Source organism: Mycolicibacter kumamotonensis (genome assembly GCF_002086285.1).
Taxonomy (GTDB): domain Bacteria; phylum Actinomycetota; class Actinomycetes; order Mycobacteriales; family Mycobacteriaceae; genus Mycobacterium; species Mycobacterium kumamotonense.
This window is the reverse complement of record NZ_MVHU01000029.1, coordinates 1-21,194: the sequence shown is the minus strand read 5'-3', so window position 1 is coordinate 21,194 and position 21,194 is coordinate 1. Positions and strand designations below refer to the sequence as shown.

Below are 21,194 nucleotides of genomic sequence, written 5' to 3'. Positions count from 1 at the left end.
GTGAACCCGCCTTCCCTCACCCTCGGGTACGTCCCCGGCGGGACGCCCGCGAAGTGGGCGCGAGTCTGGGCGGAGCGCCATCCGGACGTTCCGTTGCTGCTGCATACCGTGGAAGCCGCCGACGCGGCCGCAGCGGTGCGGGACGGCACCGTGGATGTGGTGCTGCTGCGGCCGCGGCCCGACACCGCGGGGCTGGTCGTCATCCCGCTCTACGCGGAGACGACGGTGGTCGTGGTGCCCAAGGATCACGTCTTCAGCGCCGTTGATGAGATCACCCCGGGGGACCTCGACGGCGAGCCGGTACTGCTCCCAGCCGACGACGTCGTTGCCTGGATGGACGCGCCAGGCAAACCGATCGATCACCGACCCGAAACCACCAGGGATGCAATAGAACTCGTCGCCGCTGGTCTCGGTGCGCTCATCGTTCCGCAGTCACTGGCGCGGCTATATCACCGCAAGGACCTCACCTACCGGCCGATCGCCGACGCACCCACCTGCCCGGTGGCGCTGGCCTTCCCGGAAGGGGCGCAGTCGGAGCTGGTCGAAGAGTTCGTCGGCATCGTGCGGGGCCGCAGACCGGGTTCGTCACGCGGGCAGGCTCAGCCGGCGCCGAAACGCAGCGCGCGGGAAAAGACCCTCGCCAAGCAAGCCGCGCGAGCCGCCGCGGGCAAAATCGCCCGCAAGCCGGGCCGCGCCGCGCGCGGTCGGCGCTGAGCTCAGCGGCAGGGCGAGCGTAGGCCCAGCATCAGCCGGATGAGGTCGGATTGGCGATGCGTTCCGGTCTTGTCGAAGACATGCTGCAGGTGCGTTTTGACGGTGGCCTGCGACAGCGACATACGTTCGGCGATGTCTTTGACTCCGCCGCCGTTCAGCACCATGACGGCGATCTCGGTTTCACCCCGCGTCAGGCCGTAGTGGCGGCGCAACAACGCTGGCGCAGTGTCGGATTCGTGTTCTGGATCAGCCACGACGACGATGGCGCGCCGGGCGAAACCGGTGGCTCCGGGCGGACCGGAGGGCAGAACCTCGATGACGTAGGGCCGATGACCCGAGGAGCGAGCGCACAGCAGGGAGCTTCCCGCCGGGTGATTGTCCCCGGGCGTCACCGCGGCATGGATGCTGCACCGCAGCGCAGCGTCGGTGCTGGCGGCTGCCGCTTCGAGTCGCCCGGCGCGGACCAGAAGTCCGTCGGCCGATCGCAACAGCTGCTCAGCGGCGGAGTTGGTGTAGACGATCGTGGAGTCGGTGGTGACGACGATGACGGCGTGGCCGAGCGCCTCACTGAGCGCACTGAGGTCGTCGGCGCAGCGACGCAGGCGTTCCAAGTGCGCTTGGCTGCGCAGGGCCTGCTGCAGATGCGGCACCAAGGCGTTGACCAACGGGACGAACGGCGTCGGCGGGCGTGGCCCGGCGGCGAGGAACATCAGCGGGGCGGGGCCGTCGGTGAGGCGTACGAACAGGCCGTCCGTCATCTCCAGCGGGCTCAGCCAGTCGACGTTGAACTCCGAATCCTTCTGCAATTGCACCAGCGACCGCCCGCGGCGCAATTCTCCGACGGGGCTGTGTTCGACGGCCTCGAGCACGTAATCGATCCGGTGGTAGTACTGCTCATAGTCGAGGCGCACTTGCGGGGCCAGGTGCGCGGCTTGGACCGACCGGCCGTTTCCGTCGGCTCGGATCAGCGCGCAGCTGTGTACATCGAGGGTGTGCCGAAGCTGGCCCAGTGCCACGGTCCAGTTCTCGGGTGCCATCACCGAGCTGTATACGCTCGCGACTATTCGGGAGAAGTCGTCCAGGGTCGCCATCGCTGCACCCAGGTCTTTCGCTCAGCGGACATATGGCCCGTTTATCGGACATTCTGCTCCCGCGGGACGCCCGGTTGCTCTGGATTTTCCTGGGAAAATCTCAACCGTTCGGATGAGGCGCGGCGCGAGCCCGGCCTGATTTGCTGACCGCTATGACCGTGGACGATGTCGGGGTCGATGTTCGTGCGCTGCCACTTGCGCCGAAGAACCCGTTGCCGTACCGGCGGCAACTGCGCGAGGTCCGGCAACTGCATACCGGAATCGAGGTATTGCGGGACGCCGGCGGGCCGATAACCAGGGTGGAGCTGGCGCCGCGCTGGCTAGCGCCCCCGGTGGTGGTGGTGACCTCGCCGCAAGGTGCGCATGACGTGTTCAGCAGCGGCGGTGTCGATCGCGCCCCAGCCCACGACGAGTTGCGCCATCTGATGGGGCCGAACCTGTTCGACCTGCGCAATGATGCCTGGTTACCGCGGCGACGCACGTTGCAGCCACTGTTCACCAAGCACCATGTCCGCGGGTTCGCCGGGCATATGGCACAGGCTGCCGAGATGATCGCCACCGGTTGGGCTGATGGGTCAACGGTCGATTTGGACGCCGAGTGCCGCCAGTTGACCTTGCGGGCCCTGGGCCGTTCGGTGCTCGGCGTCGACCTCGACGAGCAGGCCGCCGAACTGGGTGCGCCGATGCGCATCGCACAGGAGTACGTGACGGATCGGGTGTTTGCTCCGGTACGCGCGCCACGCTGGTTGCCGACCCCGGCGCGACAGCGCGCCCGCGCCGCCAGCGCCACCTTGCATCGGATCGCCGACGAGATCCTGCAGGCCTGTCGTGCCGACCCCGAGCGCGACGCACCGCTGGTCCGGGGACTGATGGCTGCAACCGACCCAGACACGGGCCGTGGATTGACCGACCGTGAGATCTGCGACGAGCTGCTCGTGTTCATGCTGGCCGGTCACGACACCACCGCCACGACGTTGGCTTACGCGTTGTGGGCCTTGGGAAATCACCCCGATATCCAGCGCAGGGTCGCCGCAGAGGTCGCCGAGCTCGGTGCGCAGCTCAGCCCTGACGATGTGCCCAGGCTGCCGTACACCGTCCAGGTCTTGAATGAAGCACTGCGGTTGTGCCCGCCCGGTGCACTCAACGGCCGAACCGCGGTGCGCGATATCGCGGTGGACGGCTATCGGGTTCAGGCCGGCTCCATGGTCGGGGTCGGCATTTATGCGATGCACCGCGATCCGACGCTGTGGGAGCGCCCACTGGAGTTCGATCCGGACCGATTCAGTCCGCAGAACTCTGCAGGCCGTAACCGGTGGCAGTACCTGCCATTCGGCGGCGGGCCACGCAAATGCGTCGGGGATCACTTCGCCATGCTGGAAGCCACCCTGGCGCTGGCCACCTGCGTGCGGCGCTGCGTGATCCGCTCACTGAGCACGGAATTTCCGATGGCGGTGCCGTTCACGACGGTCGCCGCCGAGCCGATCCACGCGCGCGTCACGCAGCGGGCGCACTGCCGTGACGCGCAGCCGATAGCTCAGCGGCACCCGGGCACCGCTCGACTCAGTAGGTGTGCCGCGGCCCCTGCTGCCCCCGGTAGAGCCGGGTGAGCAGGACGTCGCGGAAGCGCGCGTTGTCGACGAACTTGAGTCCGGTGTTGGCCACCGCCGGTATCCCAGCGAGCTTGTGGAACAACCGGCCGCGCCGGTACTCGCGGCCCCAGGCGGCGTACATCCGCTGGGCGTAATTGGTGAAGTCGTCGGGCCCGCCGTTGGTCAACGCCGCAACCGCGCACTCACCGGCCGCCAAGCCCGACTCCAACGCCTTGGAGATGCCGGCACCGGAGGTCGGCCGCCCCGCGCCCAGCGAGTCCCCGGCGAACAGCACACCGGGTCGCCACGGCGGCCAGGCGGTGAAGCCCATCGGCAGCCGCCAGGCCCGCACCGTCTTGGATTTCTTCAGCTCGGTGATAGAGGGCAGCTCCCAGTCCCGCGGCAGCGTCGCCAGGAATTCGCCGAGGAAGTCCGTGGCGTTGATGGCCTGCCAGTTCTTGTAGCTGTTGATGTAACCCAAGCCGATGTTGACCCGGCCGCCGCCCAGCGGGAAGACCCAGCCGTACCCCGGCAGCTGGTCGCCCTGAAACACCAGCTTCAGGTAGATGTCGAGCGAATCGACGTCGGGCCGGGTGGCCGGCATCTCGGCGCGGATGGCGATCGCGGAATAGCCGTTGTACTGCGAGTCCAGCTTCAGCGCCCGCTTGATGGGCGAATAGGCGCCGTCGGCGGCGATCACCGCGTCGGCCAGCACCTTCTCGCCGCTCTTGAGCGACACCCCGACCACCCGGCCGGTGTCGTCGAGAATCGGCCCGGCGGCCTCGGCGGACTGGCGGATCTGCGCCCCGGCCGATTCGGCGTGCTTGAGCAGCAGGGTGTCCAGCTCGGGTCGGCGCGCCACATACCCGTGATCGGGCATTCCCGGCCGACGAGGAAACGACAGCTGCCAGGCGCTCGGGCTGAACACCTTGACCTGATTGACCCGGTGAAACTTGTCGACCTGCTCGGACAGGCCCATCTTCTGCAGGTAGCTGACCGCGCGGGCGGTCAGGCCGTCGCCGCAGGGCTTGTCGCGCGGGAAGTCGGCCTTGTCCAGTACGACGACGCTCGCGCCGGCCTGGCGGGCCTGCCACGCCGCCGCCGATCCCGCCGGTCCTCCGCCGACGATGGCCAGGTCGAATCGTTGTGTCACTACGTCTCGTCTCAGATATGGGCGCGGCCGCGTCTGGGGCCACCGGGACTGTCCGTCGATGCTAACGGACCAGGTCACCGCGCGGTCTCCCCAGGTGAGCTGCGAGAACGCGGTAAGGTGCTTGACGTGCGCGGAACGAGCAGAGTCAACCCGGCCGACAACGGCGGGAAGAAGGTCGACGCACGCAGTGAGCGCTGGCGCGAACACCGCAAGAAGGTCCGCGGGGAGATCGTCCAGGCCGCATTCCGGGCCATCGACCGGCTCGGACCCGATCTGAGCGTGCGGGAGATCGCCGAAGAGGCCGGCACCGCCAAGCCCAAGATCTACCGGCATTTCGCTGACAAGTCCGACCTGTTCCAGGCCATCGGAGAGCGGCTGCGCGACGAGCTGTGGGAGGCGATCATCGCCTCGATCGACTTCGCCACTGACTCCCTACGCGACATCATCCGGCGCAGCGTCGAGGAGTACGTGGCCCTGGTCGACGCCCATCCCAACGTGCTGCGGTTCTTCATTCAGGGCCGGTTCCCGGAGCGTTCCGAGTCGACGATGCGCACCCTCAACGAAGGCCGCGAGATCACCCTGGCGATGGCGGAGATGTTCAACAACGAACTGCGCGACGTCGAACTCGACCGGCAGGGGATCGACCTGGCGGCGTTCGCGGCCTTCGGCACCGCGACATCGGCCACCGACTGGTGGCTGGGCCCTGAACCGGACAGTCCACGGCGGATGGCGCGTGAGACGTTCGTGGCATACCTGGCCACGATCATGATGGGTGTGGTCAGCGGCACCGCCGAGAATCTCGGTGCCACCATGGATCCGGACCGGCCGATCCACGAGGCCGTCCGGCGTCAACCGGTCGCCTGACCCCGGCGATTTGCGCTGCGGGGCACGGCTGGGTGTCAGGCGCCACGCCAGCGCAGTGCCTCCAACGCCACCGCCACGCGCACGCTGTTGTCGGCCAACGGCGTCGGTAACAGTTCATCCGCGCGAGCAATCCTGCGCAGCAACGTGTTTCGGTGCAGAAACATCTGCTCGGCTGTTCGCGAGGCGTTGCACTGGTGATGGATGAAGGTGAGAACCGTCTGCCGCAGTTCGCTGTCGGCGGACGCGAAGTCGCCGAGTGTATGGGTGATGAATCGGTCCGCCTGCTCCGGATCGGCACTGACCAGCGCCACCAGTTCGATATCGGTGAATCTGGCGACGCGCTGGGTGGACCCCAGCCGCACCATCACCCGTTGAGTGGCGACGGCGTCGAGATGGCTGCGCCGGAACCCGTCGATGCCGGCCACGGTCGTGCCCACCGCGATCTGTACCCCCGGCAGCTTGTCCACTGCAGCGGCGACACTTGCCAGGTCCGGCCCGGCGGGCCCGGGGACCCACACCCAACGGGTGGCCGCGCTCGCCAGCACCGACAACGCGCGCTGCCCGCCCTCGGTGCGCGTCAGCACCTCGGCCGCCGCGTCCAGATCCGCCAGGTTGGTGGTGGAGTCGTCGCCCCAGATCACCGCAGCGGTGTGGTGCTGTTCCAGCCGGTAACCGAGTCGGCTCTCGGCGCGCTGTCTGGAGATCGTCGCGCCGTCCAGGATCAGTGCTACCGTTTCCCGGCGTTCGGCGTGCGTTCCCCGGGTCAGCGCCTCGCGTTCCCTCTGCATCTGCTCGCCGATTCCGGCGATGGTGGCATCGATGAACGACGTCAGTGATCGAGAGGTGACGTCGAGCAGCTCGCGCAGTTCGTCGGGATCTCGCGTCAAGGTGAACGCGGTCTGCATCCATGACCGCCACGCCACGTTCGTCCCGACCCGATAGGCGTCCAGCACCGCAGATTCGTCCAGGCCGCGGCGGAACCCGTCGCGGACGATCACCAGTGACTCCGTCGAGAGGTTGGCCGCTACCGGCTCCCCGGGATGACTGAGATTGGCGGCCGCCCAGTGCATCAGGTTGGACCGATTGCTCCGGCGGATACCTTCGGCGAGAACCGGATCCGAGGCGATGGCCTGCGTGTACACGGCGGACAGGGTGGCTTCGTGAAGCTCGTCGAGCGCCTCCGGGGGAGCGCTGACCAAGGCCTGGGCGGTCTGCCGGATCAGCTCGCAGACCCGCTCGGAGGGCCTCTCCCAATCCATCGGCCGAGCGTAGCGCAATGGTGCAAAGTGCATCTATTGATCGGTTAACTCGGTGCGAATTGCTCTTACGCCTGAAATTCGGTGCAGCGAACAATCAGGTTGCTATCAGGTGACAGCCGTCACAGCGCACCTTGACCACACACCGGAGGACCACATGTCGCGCATCGGATCCACACAACGCGCTGCCGTCGGGCGCGCCCACTGCAAGGCGGTTCAGCGGCGCCGGGCGCGGCAGCGGCTGCGCGTCGTCGCCGCAACCGCACCGGGCGCGGTGGCCGGGGCGCTGGCGATGGCGCTGGCCACCCCGCACGCGGTCGCGGCCACGGGGCCGACGGCCGATATGCAATCGATCATCGACCAGCTGCTCGATGCGCAGCAGCAGGTGTACGACACCAACAGCCAGTATCCGTTCATCATCCCGTCGGATCTTGAGTCGCTGCCGCAGTACATCCAGGGCCTGGCAGCCACCGAGCTGGTGTTGCAGTACGGGGAAATGTTCAACCCCAACACCGGAATCCAGTGGCTGCTCGGGTTCCCGTGGGACGCCAACTCGGCTGACCCGGGACAGTTCTACATCCTGGTGAACCCCGACAATCAGTACGGTGTCATCCCGATCAGCGCGGACGGCACGTACACGATGACGGTCCACCCCGGCGCGGGCAGCCTCGATGTGTCGTTCACAACGCTGTCCGGCACGATCGGTTCGGAGCAGGGCTACCTGCCGACCGGTCATGTGCTCAGTCTGTCCGGGGCGACACCGAATGCTGACGGCAGTTACACGATTACCTTCAGCCCGACACAGCATGACGGGAACTGGATCGACACCAGCGGCGCCGAAACCATGCTTATCCGCAACTCCATCGGTGACGCCGGATTACCGCACGACTTCTTCTCGCTGCAGCAAGACGGTGTTGCGCCGACGTATCACCTGCCGTTCCTCTCCGACGAACAGCTGACGTCGCTGTTGAGCAACGTCGCCAGGGACATCCCCACAACGAACGCCGATGCCGTCTACTACGACCAGACCGCGATCCCGAATAGCCTCCCGCCCAATTGGATGACACCCGTGGCCTCGTCCACCACCGCGATCAACGGACTCATGCCCGGTCAATACAGCACGATGGGGCACTTCCAACTGGACGACGACGAGGCGTTGATCGTCAAGGTGCCCAACCTCGACGCTCGGTACTCGGGCCTGGAGCTGGCCAACGCGTGGGGTCAGAACGTTCCGATTGTGACCGCACAGGGCAGCTTGAACAGCACCCAGACGTTCGAGGATCCCGACGGCTACACGTACTACGTCATCAGCGGCAAAGATCCCGGGGTCGCCAACTGGATCGACACCGGTGGCCTCGTCAACGGAATGCTCGGAATTCGCTGGCAGGGAGTGCAGGGCGATCCGACGGGCTCGCAGACGTTCTCCCAGGTGGTGAACGTCGCCGACGTCAAGGACTACCTGCCGGCCGATCATCCCCTGGTCAGCCCCGACGAACAGGCAGCACTGCTGCACGAGCGCCTGTTCAACTGGAACTACAACCAGGACCAGGACCACGACATCTCCTGGCTGGGGGCCAACCTGCTGCGCTACCAGGTTATGGCTGCGATGGGCGAGGAGAACTTCGAGAAGATCTTCGGCAGCCAGGTTGATGCACCGACCGTCTGGGACCGGATGAGCGACCCCGCGCTGATGCCGAACCTGGACGCCGTCTCTTCGGAGTTCTTGACCAACCCGGCCGGTGCCATGGCGGCGTTGGTCGGCAATATGCCGTTGGCGGTCAAAGACATCGAGATGCCGATGCTGCTGGCCATGATGAGCTCGAAGGCTGTCATGGACCAGACCTGGCAGAGTTTGCAAGGCGACTTCAGCTCCGGCGACTGGACGCAGGCGTTGACAACGCTGACCGGTGGTATGGAAAGGCTCGGAACGGTCTTCGAGCTGGCCTGGGACGACCCGACCACTGGCATCATCGCAGGCCTGCTCAACGCACGTGACGACATATCGACCGGAATTCTCAACGCCGGCAACAGTTTTGATCTGAGCGGGTACGCGCCGCTGATGGAGTCGCTGGTAGATCTGAACCAGCAGGTGATGGCCGCCCTCATGGGCTGAGCGTCCTAACCGCCGTGCCGCCTTTCCGCACCACCCTGCGGGAGGCGGCACCGGCGTTGACGGACTCAGACCCAGCAAACACACTGAACATCGACACCCGAAAAGGGGAGGACGCATCATGACGCTGACCGATCACACCGCCGAGGACGCCGGGCGACGTGCACCGGTACGCACCCGGGCGCTCATCATCGGGACCGGATTCTCCGGCCTGGGCATGGCCATCGCGCTACAGAAGCAGGGTGTGGAGTTCCTCATCTTGGAGAAGGCCGACGAGATCGGCGGGACCTGGCGCGACAACACCTACCCGGGCTGCGCCTGCGACGTGCCGTCGCACCTGTACTCCTTCTCCTTCGAGCCGAAGGCCACCTGGACCCGACTGTTCTCCCCGCAACCGGAGATCCTCGACTACCTCAAGGGCGTCACCGACAAATACGACCTGCGCCGCCACATCCGGTTCGGTTCGAAGGTCACCCGCGCGGCGTGGGACGACGATGAGTTCCGCTGGCATGTGTTCACCGAAGACGGTCAGGAGTATGTGGCCCAGTTCGTGATCTCCGGTGTCGGTGGCCTGCACATCCCGCGGTTTCCCGACATCGAGGGGATCAACGAATTCGCCGGTACCGCATTCCATTCCGCGCAGTGGGACCACAGCGTGGACTTGACCGGCAAGCGGGTCGCGGTCATTGGAACCGGCGCCAGCGCGATCCAGATCGTGCCCGCGATCGTCGACCGGGTTGCTGAACTGCAGCTCTACCAGCGCACCCCGGCGTGGGTGGTGCCGGTGCCGCATCATCAGCTGCCGGATGCGGTGCGACAAGCCTTCGTGGTGGTGCCCGGACTGCGCTATGCGGTGCGGGCGGGCATCTACTGGGCGCTGGAAGGCGTCGGATTCGCGATGACCAAGCGACCCGGCCTGCTGCGTGTGATCGAGGCGATCGGCAAGCTCAACATCCGGCGCCAGGTCCGCGACAAAGAGCTGCGCCGCAAGCTGACCCCGCGCTACCGGGCCGGCTGCAAGCGAATCCTCTATTCCGGCAACAACTATTACCGGGCGGTGGCCGATCCGACCACGACGCTGATCACCGAGCGGATATCCCGCATCACCGCCGACGGCATCGTCACCGCCGACAATGTGGAGCGCCCCGTCGACGTCATCGTCTACGCGACCGGATTCCACGTCACCGACTCCTACACCTACGTCGGCATCACCGGGCCGAACGGCGAGGATCTGGTGGAGCGCTGGAACCGCGAAGGGGTGGAGGCGCACCGCGGCATCGCCGTGGCCGATATGCCCAACCTGTTCTTCCTGCTGGGTCCCAACACCGCGCTCGGCCACACCTCGGTGGTGTTCATGATCGAGTCGCAGATCCGCTACGTGGCTCAGGCGATCGCCGCCGCCGATAAGGCCGGCGCGCAGGCCCTGGCGCCCAGCCGGGCCGCCCAGGACCGCTACAACGCCGAGTTGCAGGACAAGCTGGCCGGCTCGGTGTGGATGACCGGCGGCTGCAACAGCTGGTACCTCGACGAACACGGCGTCAACCGGACCCTGTGGAGCGGGATGACCTGGCAGTACTGGCAGTCCACCCGCTCGTTGCGACCCGGCGAGTACCGATTCTCCGGAGTCGGCTGACACGACACGCAGACACAACTTCTTGTGTTGCGGCGGGTTGTCGGCCCCCAGGGGTAGTGTCGGGGGCCTAGCTTCCCGCGGGTGAAATGGGGTTGTGGTGAGCGAAAAAGTGAAGCTGATCGACCGGGTCTCGGCGATCAACTGGAACCGGGTTCAAGACGACAAGGATCTCGAGGTCTGGGACCGATTGACCGGCAACTTCTGGCTGCCGGAGAAGGTGCCGGTCTCCAACGACATCCCCTCCTGGGGGACGCTGACCGACGACGAGAAACGGCTGACCATGCGGGTCTTCACCGGCCTGACCCTGCTGGACACCATCCAGGGCACCGTCGGCGCGGTCAGTCTGATCCCCGACGCGCTGACCCCGCACGAAGAGGCCGTTTACACCAACATCGCCTTCATGGAGTCGGTGCACGCCAAGAGCTACAGCCAGATCTTCTCCACGCTGTGCTCGACCGCCGAGATCGACGAGGCGTTCCGCTGGTCGGAAGAGAACGTCAACCTGCAGCGCAAGGCCGGCATCGTCATGCAGTACTACCGCGGTGACGAGCCGCTCAAGCGCAAGGTGGCCTCCACCCTGCTGGAGAGCTTCTTGTTCTACTCCGGGTTCTACCTGCCCATGTACTGGTCGAGCCGGGGCAAGCTGACCAACACCGCCGACGTGATCCGGCTGATCATCCGCGACGAAGCCGTGCACGGCTACTACATCGGCTACAAATTCCAGCGTGGACTGGCCGCCGTGGATGAAGCCAAGCGCCAGGAGCTCAAGGACTACACCTACGAGCTGCTCTTCGAGCTCTACGACAACGAGGTCGAGTACACCCAGGATCTCTACGACGGGGTCGGGCTGACCGAGGACGTCAAAAAGTTCCTGCGCTACAACGCCAACAAGGCGCTGATGAACCTCGGCTACGAGGCGCTGTTCCCGCGCGACGAGACCGACGTCAACCCGGCGATCCTGTCGGCGCTGAGTCCCAACGGCGATGAGAACCACGACTTCTTCTCCGGTTCGGGTTCGTCGTATGTGATCGGCAAGGCCGTCATCACCGAGGATGAGGACTGGGAGTTCTAAAGACGCGCGGGCCGGAGGCCGGGGAGCATTCTCAACCCACCGTGGCCAGGTCGGGAGCCAGGTAGTCGTGCGGCCACGGTGGCTCCGGGACGTCGACGCCGAACGGTGTGCCCCAGCGGTTTCTGGATGAAACCTCTTGCACGGGACGCCGATTGGCCGCGACACCCCATATGCCCCGGGGATAGCCAAGCGCGAGCATGGCCGACATCTTCCAGCCGTCCGCGACGGGCACCCCCAACATCTCACTGATGCGGTCCTCGACGTTGCGCAGCACCATCGTCATGACGCCGCCGACGCCCTCGGCGCGGGCGGCCAGCAACGCACTCCAGATCGCCGGGTAGATGTTGGCGCCGCCGAGGTCGTCGATGGCGAAGACGAACAGCAGCAGCGGAACGTCTTCGAAGTGGTCGGCAAGATAGTCACCCGAGCCCTTGATTCGGCGCATGGTCTCGGCATGCTGGGTCGGATCCGCGCCGGGCGCCGGCGCGGCCATCGGCCCCATCCCGCCCGCGAACTTCTCGTACTCGACGGCGCGGGCCTCCCGGAACAGCTGGGCCAGCGCGCGTTTGAGTTCGGGATCATCGACAGCGAGAAAATGCCAGCGTTGGGTATTGCCGCCATTGGGGGCGCGTACCGCGGCATCGAGGATGCGGGCCTGGGTGTCCAGCGGAATCGGATCGGGCCGCAGCCGCCGCATCATCCTGGTGGTGTACAGCGCTTCGTGGATCTCCATGTGCCTGCTCCTTCCCGCTACTCGGGCCATGGGCTGTTGAGAATGGCCTCGACCAGGTTGCCGCGCTGGAAGCCGGGATCGAAGTGGGCCAGTACGTCATCGTTCATCGTCCCGAAGGTGGTTTCCGGACGATGCTTCATACCGCTGTTGAAGGCGGCCAGAATGCGGTTTTTGAACTCCGGGCGCGGATGGGCGGTGATCACCGCGTCAATGTCGGCCGTGGCGAGGTCGTGCTTGCCGACGCCGACCACATCGGTCTTGACACCCGCTGCGAGCAAGGCGGTTTCGGTGTCAAGGCGTGCGGGGACCTCCGGTGTCGTGTGCAACGCAATGCCAAGCCACACCCTATCGGCGTCGGACGGGTCGACGTCGTGCTCCAACAGGAACTGCCGTGCCGCGTCGGCGCCGTCGATCTCGAAGCGCTGAGTTGAATTTTGGTAGCGCGCGGTGAGGCCGAAGTCGTGGAACATCGCCGCGACGTAGAGCAGTTCCAGATCGGGTTGTTGCCCCGACCGGCGACCGTGCAGCGCTCCGAACAAGTACACCCGGCGGGAGTGGTGGAAGAGCACGTCGTCTTCGGCGCTGCGAACGAGATCGGTTGCCTCTCGGGCGAGCCGGGTGTCGGGTACGACGACGTCGGCGATGGTCTCGATCGGCTGGATGGTCATGGTCGGTCTCCTCGGTGGGGCGATCAGTAACCAGATTGCGGCCGATGCGCCCGGTTCACAGGTGTCGATTGAGCCGTCAAAACCTCAGATCGCGACACAATGAATCCGTGGCCGAACCCAGCGCACCAACGCGGGTCGTGGTGATCGTCGTGTTCGACGAGGTGACGATGTTGGACGTCGCGGGAGCCGGTGAGGTCTTCGCCGAAGCCAATCGCTTCGGAGCGAACTACCAGATCATGCTCGCATCCGTCGACGGCGGCGACGTCACCACCTCGATCGGGACGCGATTGGGTGTCACCGAGTCCCTCGCGTCGATCGTGTCCGCCGATACCGTCATGGTCGCCGGGGCCGACACCCTGCCCCGCCGCGCGATCGACCCAGGACTCGTGGAGGCGGTCAGGTCGCTCGCCGGCCGCACCCGACGGCTGGCCTCCATCTGCACCGGATCCTTTGTCCTGGCACAGGCCGGTCTGCTGAACGGCCGCCGCGCCACCACCCACTGGCACGACGTCGGATTGTTTTCGCGCGCCTTCCCCGAGATCACCGTCGAGCCGGATGCCATCTTCGTCCGCGACGGTGATGTGTTCACCTCGGCGGGGATTTCCTCGGGCATCGACCTGGCGCTGGCACTGGTCGAGATGGACCATGGCGCAGATCTTGTCCGCGCGGTGGCCCGCTGGCTGGTGGTCTATCTCAAGCGGGCAGGCGGGCAATCGCAGTTCTCGACACTGGTCGAGGCCGACCCGGCGCCGCAGTCGCCGCTGCGAGCGGTTACCGATGCGATCGCCGCCGACCCCGGCGCGGACCACCGGGTGAGCGTCCTCGCCACCCGGGCCTGCCTCAGTACGCGGCAGTTGACACGCCTATTCCGATCCGAGCTGGGGATGACTCCGGCCGACTATGTCGAAAAGGTCCGCGTCGACGCCGCCCGTGCCGCCCTGGACGCCGGCCACACCGTCACCGACACCGCACGTCTGGCGGGCTTCGGCAGCACCGAAACGCTGCGGCGGGTATTCGTCGATCACCTCGGCGTTTCGCCGAAGGCCTACCGGGACAGATTCCGCACCGCGCTGCAAGGCTGAACGCCGGGCGCGCCGCCCCGGCTATTTCGCCCGAACGACGACCCGACCGCGCTTCCCGGTGTTTGCATATTCCAGTGAAGAGCGTTGATCGACCCGCTGCCGGCGCCCGGCCGGGCGTTCAGTTGGCCCTGGCCACCTGGGTGTCGATCATCAACTTCTGGGCCTGGAACCTCATCGGCCCGGTGGCCCTGACCGACGCGGCGCGGATGTCGCTGGGCAGCACCCAGGTCGCGTTGCTGGTCGCGACACCCATCCTGGCCGGCTCCCTGGGCCGGCTGGTGGCCGGGCCGCTGACCGATCGGTTCGGTGGCCGCGCCATGTTCATCGGGGTGTCGCTGGCCTCGATCGGCCCGGTGCTGGCGGTAGGTGCGGCCGAAGCCGCGGCGTCCTATCCGCTGGTGCTGGCCTCGGCTCTGCTGCTGGGCATCCCCGGCACGGTGTTCGCGATCGGTATTCCGTTCGCCAACAACTGGTATGAGCCGGCCCGCCGTGGTTTTGCCACCGGCGTATTCGGCATGGGCATGGCGGGCACGGCGCTGTCGGCGTTCTTCACCCCCCGCATGGTGCGGCGGTTCGGATTGCTGCACACCCACTACATGATCGCGGCCGCGCTGGCGGTCACCGTCTTGGTGTGCATGGTGGTGATGAGCAACGGCGAGTACTTCGCGCCGAACACCTCGCCGGTGGTGCCCAAACTCACGGCGGCCGCCCGGTTGCGGGTCACCTGGGAGATGTCGCTGCTCTACGGCTTGGTGTTCGGCGGGTTCGTCGCGTTCAGCAACTACCTGCCCATCTACATCAAAACCGTGTACGGGTTCTCGCAGGTGGCCGCGGGTGAACGCACCGCCGCGTTTGCGCTGGCCGCGGTGCTGGCCCGGCCCGTCGGCGGTGCGCTGGCCGACCGGATCGCGCCCAAGTACGTCGTGTTGGCCTCGCTGGCGGTCACCGCGGTAATGGCCGCGGCCGCCGCCCTCAAACCGCCGCCCGACGTGTTGTCGGCGGCCACGTTCATCACGCTGGCGGTCGGGTTGGGTATCGGCACCGGTGGCGTATTCGGGTGGGTGGCCCGTCGCGCCCCGGCCGGGTCACTGGGGGCCGTCACCGGAATCGTCTCTGCGGCAGGGGGATTGGGTGGTTATTTCCCGCCGATCGTGATGGGCGCTACCTACGACCCGGTGCGCAACGATTACACGGTCGGACTGCTGTTGCTGGTGGCGACCGCGCTGATCATGTTCGGCTACACCGCGCTGCGGCTACATACGCGCGAACCGGAAACCTCGCCAACCTCATAGTGTTGTCCTTACGCCGATCACCATCGCTATTCGAATTCAGGAGGGCCACCGATGACGACTCACACCGACCACACCAAGCGTTCTCGGACCTGGATCATCGGAGCCGTGATCACCGCCCTGCTGGGGCTGTTCTTCGCGTTCGATGCCATCCCGAAGATCCTCGGCATGTCCTTCGCACGTGAAGCCACCGAAGGACTCGGGTTCTCCCCGGACAAGACCGCCGTGATCGGCTGGGTGCTGGTGGTGTGCCTGGTCGTCTTCCTGATCCCGCGCACCGCGGTGCTGGGGGCATTGGGCCTGACCGCCTATCTGGGCGGAGCCGTGACCGTCAACCTGCTCACCGACAAGCCGCTGGCCGGCTTCGTGCTGTCCGGGGTGTACGTCGGCGTGCTGGTGTGGATCGCGCTCATCCTGCGGCGGCCGGAGTTGCTGCGCGTGTTGGGGCTGCGGCGCGAGTGAGCGGCTCAGCGGGCCGGCAACTGGTCTAACAGCTCGTCGAGGAATCCACCAGCCTCGCGCCCGGCCGCCTCGACGTCGCCCGCGGCGATCGCCTCCAGCAAGCCCCGGTGCCGGATCTGGTCCGCCCGCACCGGTTTCCCGCTCGCCGTGGCCACACTGGCGACGACCACTTCGGTGAGCCCGCAGTACAGCTCGGTCAACACCGGGTTGTGCGCGGAGCGGACCACGGCCAGGTGGAAATCGGTGTCCGCCCGCGCGAAATCCTCATCTCGACCCTGCTGTTGGTGATCGTCGCGGCGCTTTAGCAGAGCGCGCAACTCGGCCAGGTCTTCGTCGGTGCGGGCTACGGCGGCCATCCGTGCCCCCTCAACCTCCAGGCAGCGCCGCACCTGTAGCACGTCGCGCAGTTCCGGGCCGCACAACCGACGCACGGCGCCGGACACCTCGCTGGTGGCGCGCACGTAGGTCCCATCGCCCTGACGGACCTCCAGAATGCCGGCGTGGGCCAGCGCCCGGACCGCCTCGCGCACGGTGTTGCGGCCGACCCCGAGCGCCTCGGCGAGCTCCGGCTCGGGGGGGATTCGAGAATCGACGGGCCATTCCCCGCCGGTCACCGAGGCCCGGAGCTGGTCAATCACCTGATCGACCAGGCAGGTGCGGCGGGTGGTGATCAACGGCACAGTATCCTCCCGTCATCCAATCATCGGATGTATGCGATCCTACTTTAGGTGACCCGCGCAGCACGTACCGAAAGACTCGGCGAGTACGAGCGTGACCTTGAACTGGAGCTCGAGGGCGCCGCCGAGTTCCGGCCTGCGACGATGGCGGCCGGCGGCGCCCTGCTGACCGTCGCGGTGGTGTTGACCGCGCTGAACCTCCGCCCGGCCATCACCAGCGTGGGCCCGCTGCTCCCGGAGATGCGGGGAGCCCTGGGCGCCTCGGACACCTGGGCCGGTGTCCTGACCACCTTGCCCGGTCTGTGCTTCGCGGCAGCCGGCCTCGCCGCGCCGTGGTTGTCCCGAAGGATCGGATTGGCCCGTACCGTCTCGGCGGCGCTGCTCACACTTGTTGCGGGACTGCTGATCCGGATCTGCGATGGCGCCTTGGTCGTGCTCGGCGGAACACTGGTCGCGACCGCGGGAATCGCGTTGATCAACGTGCTGATCCCGGTGATCATCCGCGGATCCTTCCCGGCACAGGTCGGGCTGATGACCGGGATCTACACCGCGGCGCTACAAGGGGGAGGAGCACTGGGCTCGGCAGCCACCCCGATGCTGGACGACGCGCTGGGAGGCTGGCGATCGGCGCTGGGCGCGTGGAGTGCCCTGGCGCTGCTGGCACTGGCGGCATGGGTGGTGGGTGCCCGCGGATTCGATCGGCCCGGATCCACCGCACCCGCGGCCGCGACGAAAGGCCGATCGCTGTTGCGCAGCAAACTGGCCTGGACGGTCACCTTGTTCTTCGGCACCCAGTCGTTCCTCGCCTACGTGGTGCTGGGCTGGCTGCCGGAGGTGCTGATCGACAACGGCATCAGCGAAACGCGTGCGGGCCTGCTGCTCGGCCTGATCTCGCTGATCGCCGTGCCGATCAGCTTGATCGTCTCGCCGCTGGCCGCCCGGCGCGACAGCCAAAGCGGATGGATCGTCGGACTGGGAACGCTCGGCATCACCGGCATGGTCGGTCTGCTGATCGCGCCCGCGGCCGCACCGCTGCTTTGGAGCGTGCTGGTGGGGCTCGGGATGAGCGTTTTCTCGTTGGCGCTCACCGTGATTGCGCTACGTGCCCGCGACGCGCAGGACACCGCGAGCCTGTCGGGGATGGCGCAGGGTTTCGGCTACCTGCTCGCAGGCGTCGGCCCGTTCCTGTTCGGTCTGTTGCACCACGTCAGCGGTGGATGGACCGTGCCGTGGCTGATGGTGCTCGCCGTCTACCTGGTGCAGACGTCGGCGGGTGCACTGGCCGGGCGCAACCGTTACGTCTAGTGCGTCTAGCTCAGGGCTGTCGCAAGGACGCGGTGTCGATCACGAACCGGTAGCGCACGTCGGAGGCCAGCACCCGCTCGTAGGCGGTGTTGATGTACTCCGGCTCGATCACCTCGATCTCGGGCCGCACGTCGTGCTCGGCGCAGAAGTCCAACATCTCCTGTGTCTCGGCGATCCCGCCGATCAACGAACCCGATACGCTGCGCCGCATCCTGACCAGGGGACCCGGCGGCACCGCCAGGGCACCCTCCGGCATGCCCAACTCCACCAGCGTGCCGTCCAGGGTGAGCAGGTTCAGATAGGCGCCCAGGTCCAGGCTCGCCGACACGGTGTTGAGGATGATGTCGAAAGTGCCGCGTTGCTTCTTGAAGGTGCTCGGGTCGCTGGTGGCGTAGTAGTGCTGAGCACCCAGGCGCAGCCCGTCCTCCATCTTCTTCAGCGACTGGGACAGCACGGTGACCTCGGCGCCCATCGCGGTGCCCAGCTTGACGGCCATGTGGCCCAGACCGCCGAGGCCGACGACCGCAATCCGCTTGCCGGGCCCGACATTCCAGTGCCGCAGCGGTGAATAGGTGGTGATGCCGGCGCACAGCAGGGGAGCGGCCGCGTCCAGGGGAATCTCGTCCGGGATGCGCAGCACGTAGTTCTCGTCGACGACGATCGCGCCGCTGTAGCCGCCCTGCGTGGGTTGGCCGTCACGGCCGATGCCGGCGTAGGTGCCGACCATGCCGCCGCCGGTGCAGTACTGCTCCTGGCCGGCCAGGCAGCTGGGGCACTCGCGGCAGGAGTCGACGAAGCAGCCGACGCCGACCCGGTCGCCGACCTTGTACTTGGTGACCTCGGATCCGACCGCGGTCACCACGCCGGCGATCTCGTGGCCGGGAACCAGCGGATATTGCGGAGCGCCCCACTCGGCTTTGACGGTGTGGATGTCGGAATGGCAGATACCGGCGAAGGCGATGTCGAACGCCACGTCGTGCGGACCGGGGTCCCGGCGGGTGATGGTGGTCCTGGTCAGCGGGTCGGTCGCCGAGGTGGCGGCGTAAGCGGAAACGGTGCTCATAGTCGAGATTCCTCTTCGGGGATACCGGCAATCGTAAAAACATAGCTTAACAAAGTTATTTGCCGTGATGCCCGGGCGACGCGGTGAGTTCGGTCACCGGCGACGGATGCGCTTGCAGGACGAGCCCGCCTGAGGCTCAGTTGATCGGTGCGCTCACCCAGCGCAGGTCCTCGACCACTCCGCGGGCCGCGACCGGTCCCTGCCCGGTCTGCCATATCTCGTTGTTGACCACGAACACCCGGCTGTCGCGGTTGGCCCCCAGCCGGCGCCACGAGACGCTGTCGAACACTCTGGCCGCCCGCGCCTTGGCCGCCGGCGAGGTGAACGAGACGTAGACGATGTCGCCGTCGGCCGCCGAGAAGTCCGCGCGGCCGCCGAGATCGCTTTCGCCCGCGGCGATTTCGATGTAGGGCTGGTCGGTGAACCGCTGCGACGGCGGCCGGTCCACGCCGACGGTCTTGAGCACGCTGGCAGCGAAGTTGGCCGCCCCGTACACCCGCAGGCCACTGTCGGTGAGAGCAACCACTGAGACCTGAAAGTGGGTGGCGTCGCTGACCTCGCCGGCCTCGGTGGCGTCTTCACTGAATTTGTCGAGCACCTGGTCGGCGGCGCCGCTGCGCGCGGTCGCCGCGCCGACGCCGCGCAGGTTGTCCTCCCACGCCATGCCCGGCGCCGCGGTGAACACGGTGGGCGCGATCGCGGCCAGCTCCGGATACCGGGGCGTCAGGCCCTGCGCGCCGAGGATCAGGTCCGGACGCAGTGCGGCGATGGCCTCGATGTCGGGGTTGCTGCGGGTGCCCACGGCCGGCAGCCCGTGTACCACGGCGCCCAGATATGACGGTTGGCTCTCCGAGCCATCCGGCAGCGCAGCCCCGACGATGCGGGACTGCAGGCCCAGGGCGCACAGCGCATCGAGCTGATCACCGGAGAGCACCACGATGCGTTCTGCTTCCTCGGGCACCTCGGTACCCGGCGGCTCCACCCCGTCCGCGTTGTGCACCGATCGCGTCGGCGGCCCCGGATCGGCGCGGGCCGGTTCGGGCGCGCAGGACTCGTCGGGGCGGCGGTCGTTTCCGAGCACACCGGCCCCGGCGACCATGGTGGTGGTGGTGGACGTCGGTGCCGATTCCGTCCCCTCACCGGCGCAACCCGCGACCGTGATCAGCATCACGGCCAGTGCTGCCGCCGACACCGCTCGCCGGTTCGCCCTGGTCACGCGGTGACGGTAACACCCGGGTGGGGCAAGTCCCGTGGGGAGACGAATACGACAGTTTGTAGGAGGCCTATACCGACGGAGCGAGGCCCGGGGTTAGGATTCGAGCCAAGTCCCGGGATGCCCATGTTTGGAGGAATGTTGACCGCCGAAGCACCCCCGCGCGCAGAACTCGAGCCCAGTCGGCCATTCCCGCCGTTGATGGGTCCCAAGGGCGGCCTGCTCTACAAGATGATCACGACCACCGATCACAAGCTGATCGGCATCATGTATTGCGTCGCCTGCATGGTGTTCTTCTTCATCGGCGGTCTGCTGGCGCTGCTGATGCGCACCGAGCTTGCCGCGCCGGGCCTGCAGTTCCTGTCCAACGAGCAGTTCAACCAGCTGTTCACCATGCACGGCACGGTCATGCTGCTGTTCTATGCCACCCCGATCGTGTTCGGCTTCGCCAACCTGGTGCTGCCGCTGCAGATCGGCGCGCCGGACGTGGCCTTCCCGCGGCTCAACGCGTTCTCGTTCTGGCTCTTCGTATTCGGCGCCACGATCGCACTGGCCGGTTTCATCACCCCGGGCGGTGCGGCCGACTTCGGCTGGACCGGCTACACCCCGCTGAGCAACGCGGTGCACACCCCGGGCGCCGGAGCAGACCTGTGGATCATGGGCCTGGCCGTCGGTGGCCTGGGCACCATCCTGGGTGGAGTCAACATGATCACCACCGTGGCGTGCATGCGCGCCCCCGGGATGACCATGTTCCGGATGCCGATCTTCACCTGGAACATCCTGGTCACCTCGATCATGGTTCTGATCGTCTTCCCGCTGCTGACCGCGGCCCTGCTGGGCCTGGCCGTTGACCGGCACCTGGGCGGACATATCTACGACTCCGCCAACGGCGGCGAGTTGCTATGGCAACACCTGTTCTGGTTCTTCGGCCATCCCGAGGTGTACATCATCGCGCTACCGTTCTTCGGCATCGTCAGCGAAGTGATCCCGGTGTTCGCCCGCAAGCCGATCTTCGGCTACGTCACCCTGGTCTACGCGACGATGAGCATCGCCGGGCTGTCGACGGCGGTGTGGGCGCACCACATGTACGCCACCGGTGCCGTGCTGCTGCCGTTCTTCTCGCTGCTGACCCTGATGATCGCCATCCCGACCGGGCTGAAGTTCTTCAACTGGATCGGCACCATGTGGCGGGGCCAGATGACCTTCGAGACGCCGATGCT

The 21,194-nt window shown here is 66.8% G+C and carries 19 protein-coding genes; 11 read left to right on the top strand and 8 right to left on the bottom strand.

Annotated elements, in window-relative coordinates:
• Positions 1–714 carry a LysR family substrate-binding domain-containing protein gene (locus BST28_RS17175; protein WP_083082076.1) on the top strand — a complete coding sequence of 238 codons (714 nt, stop codon included), beginning with the start codon at positions 1–3 and terminating at the stop codon, positions 712–714.
• 2 nt (positions 715–716) lie between these two features.
• Here BST28_RS17175 and BST28_RS17170 read toward each other — a convergent pair whose 3' ends face one another.
• Complete coding sequence (locus BST28_RS17170) at positions 717–1,805, bottom strand: helix-turn-helix transcriptional regulator (protein WP_083082075.1); 1,089 nt, start codon at positions 1,803–1,805, stop codon at positions 717–719.
• Between the two features lie 152 nt (positions 1,806–1,957).
• On the opposite strand from BST28_RS17170, the gene BST28_RS17165 reads away from it, so the two are divergent.
• Positions 1,958–3,412 (top strand): cytochrome P450, encoded by a 1,455-nt coding sequence (locus BST28_RS17165; RefSeq protein WP_083082074.1) that lies wholly within the window; start codon positions 1,958–1,960, stop codon positions 3,410–3,412.
• On the opposite strand, the gene BST28_RS17160 is transcribed toward BST28_RS17165, so the two are convergent.
• Positions 3,366–4,547: an NAD(P)/FAD-dependent oxidoreductase gene (locus BST28_RS17160; RefSeq protein WP_019735006.1), complete on the bottom strand. Its 1,182-nt coding sequence runs from the start codon at positions 4,545–4,547 to the stop codon at positions 3,366–3,368. The genes BST28_RS17165 and BST28_RS17160 overlap by 47 nt on opposite strands.
• Before the next feature lie 126 nt (positions 4,548–4,673).
• On the opposite strand from BST28_RS17160, the gene BST28_RS17155 reads away from it, so the two are divergent.
• Positions 4,674–5,411 carry a TetR/AcrR family transcriptional regulator gene (locus tag BST28_RS17155; protein WP_019735007.1) on the top strand — a complete coding sequence of 246 codons (738 nt, stop codon included), beginning with the start codon at positions 4,674–4,676 and terminating at the stop codon, positions 5,409–5,411.
• Between the two features lie 35 nt (positions 5,412–5,446).
• Here the strand turns inward: BST28_RS17155 and BST28_RS17150 are convergent, their stop codons facing one another.
• The gene (locus BST28_RS17150; protein WP_083082073.1) at positions 5,447–6,670 is read right to left on the bottom strand and encodes a PucR family transcriptional regulator; all 1,224 of its coding nucleotides are present in this window, start codon (positions 6,668–6,670) and stop codon (positions 5,447–5,449) included.
• Positions 6,671–6,824: 154 nt separating this feature from the next.
• Between BST28_RS17150 and BST28_RS17145 the strand changes: the two genes are divergently transcribed.
• The 3 genes from BST28_RS17145 to nrdF all read left to right on the top strand — a co-directional run bounded on the left by BST28_RS17145 (position 6,825) and on the right by nrdF (position 11,482).
• A complete protein-coding gene (locus BST28_RS17145) occupies positions 6,825–8,780 on the top strand; it encodes a hypothetical protein (protein ID WP_083082072.1) in 1,956 nt (651 codons plus the stop codon).
• A gap of 118 nt (positions 8,781–8,898) precedes the next feature.
• The gene (locus BST28_RS17140; protein ID WP_019735010.1) at positions 8,899–10,410 is read left to right on the top strand and encodes a flavin-containing monooxygenase; all 1,512 of its coding nucleotides are present in this window, start codon (positions 8,899–8,901) and stop codon (positions 10,408–10,410) included.
• Between the two features lie 97 nt (positions 10,411–10,507).
• The gene (gene nrdF / locus BST28_RS17135; protein ID WP_029248767.1) at positions 10,508–11,482 is read left to right on the top strand and encodes a class 1b ribonucleoside-diphosphate reductase subunit beta; all 975 of its coding nucleotides are present in this window, start codon (positions 10,508–10,510) and stop codon (positions 11,480–11,482) included.
• Positions 11,483–11,513: 31 nt separating this feature from the next.
• Here nrdF and BST28_RS17130 read toward each other — a convergent pair whose 3' ends face one another.
• Positions 11,514–12,215 carry a nitroreductase family protein gene (locus BST28_RS17130; protein ID WP_019735012.1) on the bottom strand — a complete coding sequence of 234 codons (702 nt, stop codon included), beginning with the start codon at positions 12,213–12,215 and terminating at the stop codon, positions 11,514–11,516.
• Positions 12,216–12,232: 17 nt separating this feature from the next.
• Positions 12,233–12,883: an HD domain-containing protein gene (locus BST28_RS17125; RefSeq protein ID WP_019735013.1), complete on the bottom strand. Its 651-nt coding sequence runs from the start codon at positions 12,881–12,883 to the stop codon at positions 12,233–12,235.
• 107 nt (positions 12,884–12,990) lie between these two features.
• On the opposite strand from BST28_RS17125, the gene BST28_RS17120 reads away from it, so the two are divergent.
• The 3 genes from BST28_RS17120 (at position 12,991) to BST28_RS17110 (ending at position 15,716) form a co-directional block, all read left to right on the top strand.
• Positions 12,991–13,965 (top strand): GlxA family transcriptional regulator, encoded by a 975-nt coding sequence (locus BST28_RS17120; protein WP_019735014.1) that lies wholly within the window; start codon positions 12,991–12,993, stop codon positions 13,963–13,965.
• 74 nt (positions 13,966–14,039) lie between these two features.
• A complete protein-coding gene (locus tag BST28_RS17115) occupies positions 14,040–15,257 on the top strand; it encodes an MFS transporter (RefSeq protein WP_065288864.1) in 1,218 nt (405 codons plus the stop codon).
• Positions 15,258–15,308: 51 nt separating this feature from the next.
• Entirely contained in the window at positions 15,309–15,716 is a 408-nt protein-coding gene (locus BST28_RS17110) for a DoxX family protein (protein WP_065288865.1), read from the top strand.
• Between the two features lie 5 nt (positions 15,717–15,721).
• Here BST28_RS17110 and BST28_RS17105 read toward each other — a convergent pair whose 3' ends face one another.
• A complete protein-coding gene (locus BST28_RS17105; protein WP_065288866.1) occupies positions 15,722–16,396 on the bottom strand; it encodes a FadR/GntR family transcriptional regulator in 675 nt (224 codons plus the stop codon).
• A 141-nt stretch (positions 16,397–16,537) separates the two neighbouring features.
• Here BST28_RS17105 and BST28_RS17100 point away from each other — a divergent pair, with 141 nt between their 5' ends.
• Positions 16,538–17,698: a CynX/NimT family MFS transporter gene (locus tag BST28_RS17100; RefSeq protein WP_065288873.1), complete on the top strand. Its 1,161-nt coding sequence runs from the start codon at positions 16,538–16,540 to the stop codon at positions 17,696–17,698.
• Between the two features lie 10 nt (positions 17,699–17,708).
• Here the strand turns inward: BST28_RS17100 and BST28_RS17095 are convergent, their stop codons facing one another.
• Together BST28_RS17095 and BST28_RS17090 are read right to left on the bottom strand one after the other, a co-directional pair.
• On the bottom strand, positions 17,709–18,761 hold the full coding sequence (locus BST28_RS17095; RefSeq protein WP_065288867.1) for an NAD(P)-dependent alcohol dehydrogenase: 1,053 nt from the start codon (positions 18,759–18,761) through the stop codon (positions 17,709–17,711).
• 136 nt (positions 18,762–18,897) lie between these two features.
• Positions 18,898–19,929 (bottom strand): iron-siderophore ABC transporter substrate-binding protein, encoded by a 1,032-nt coding sequence (locus BST28_RS17090; RefSeq protein WP_065288874.1) that lies wholly within the window; start codon positions 19,927–19,929, stop codon positions 18,898–18,900.
• Between the two features lie 186 nt (positions 19,930–20,115).
• Here BST28_RS17090 and BST28_RS17085 point away from each other — a divergent pair.
• Positions 20,116–21,194 (top strand): cbb3-type cytochrome c oxidase subunit I (locus BST28_RS17085; protein ID WP_207570123.1); only part of this gene is annotated, 1,079 nt, incomplete at its 3' end.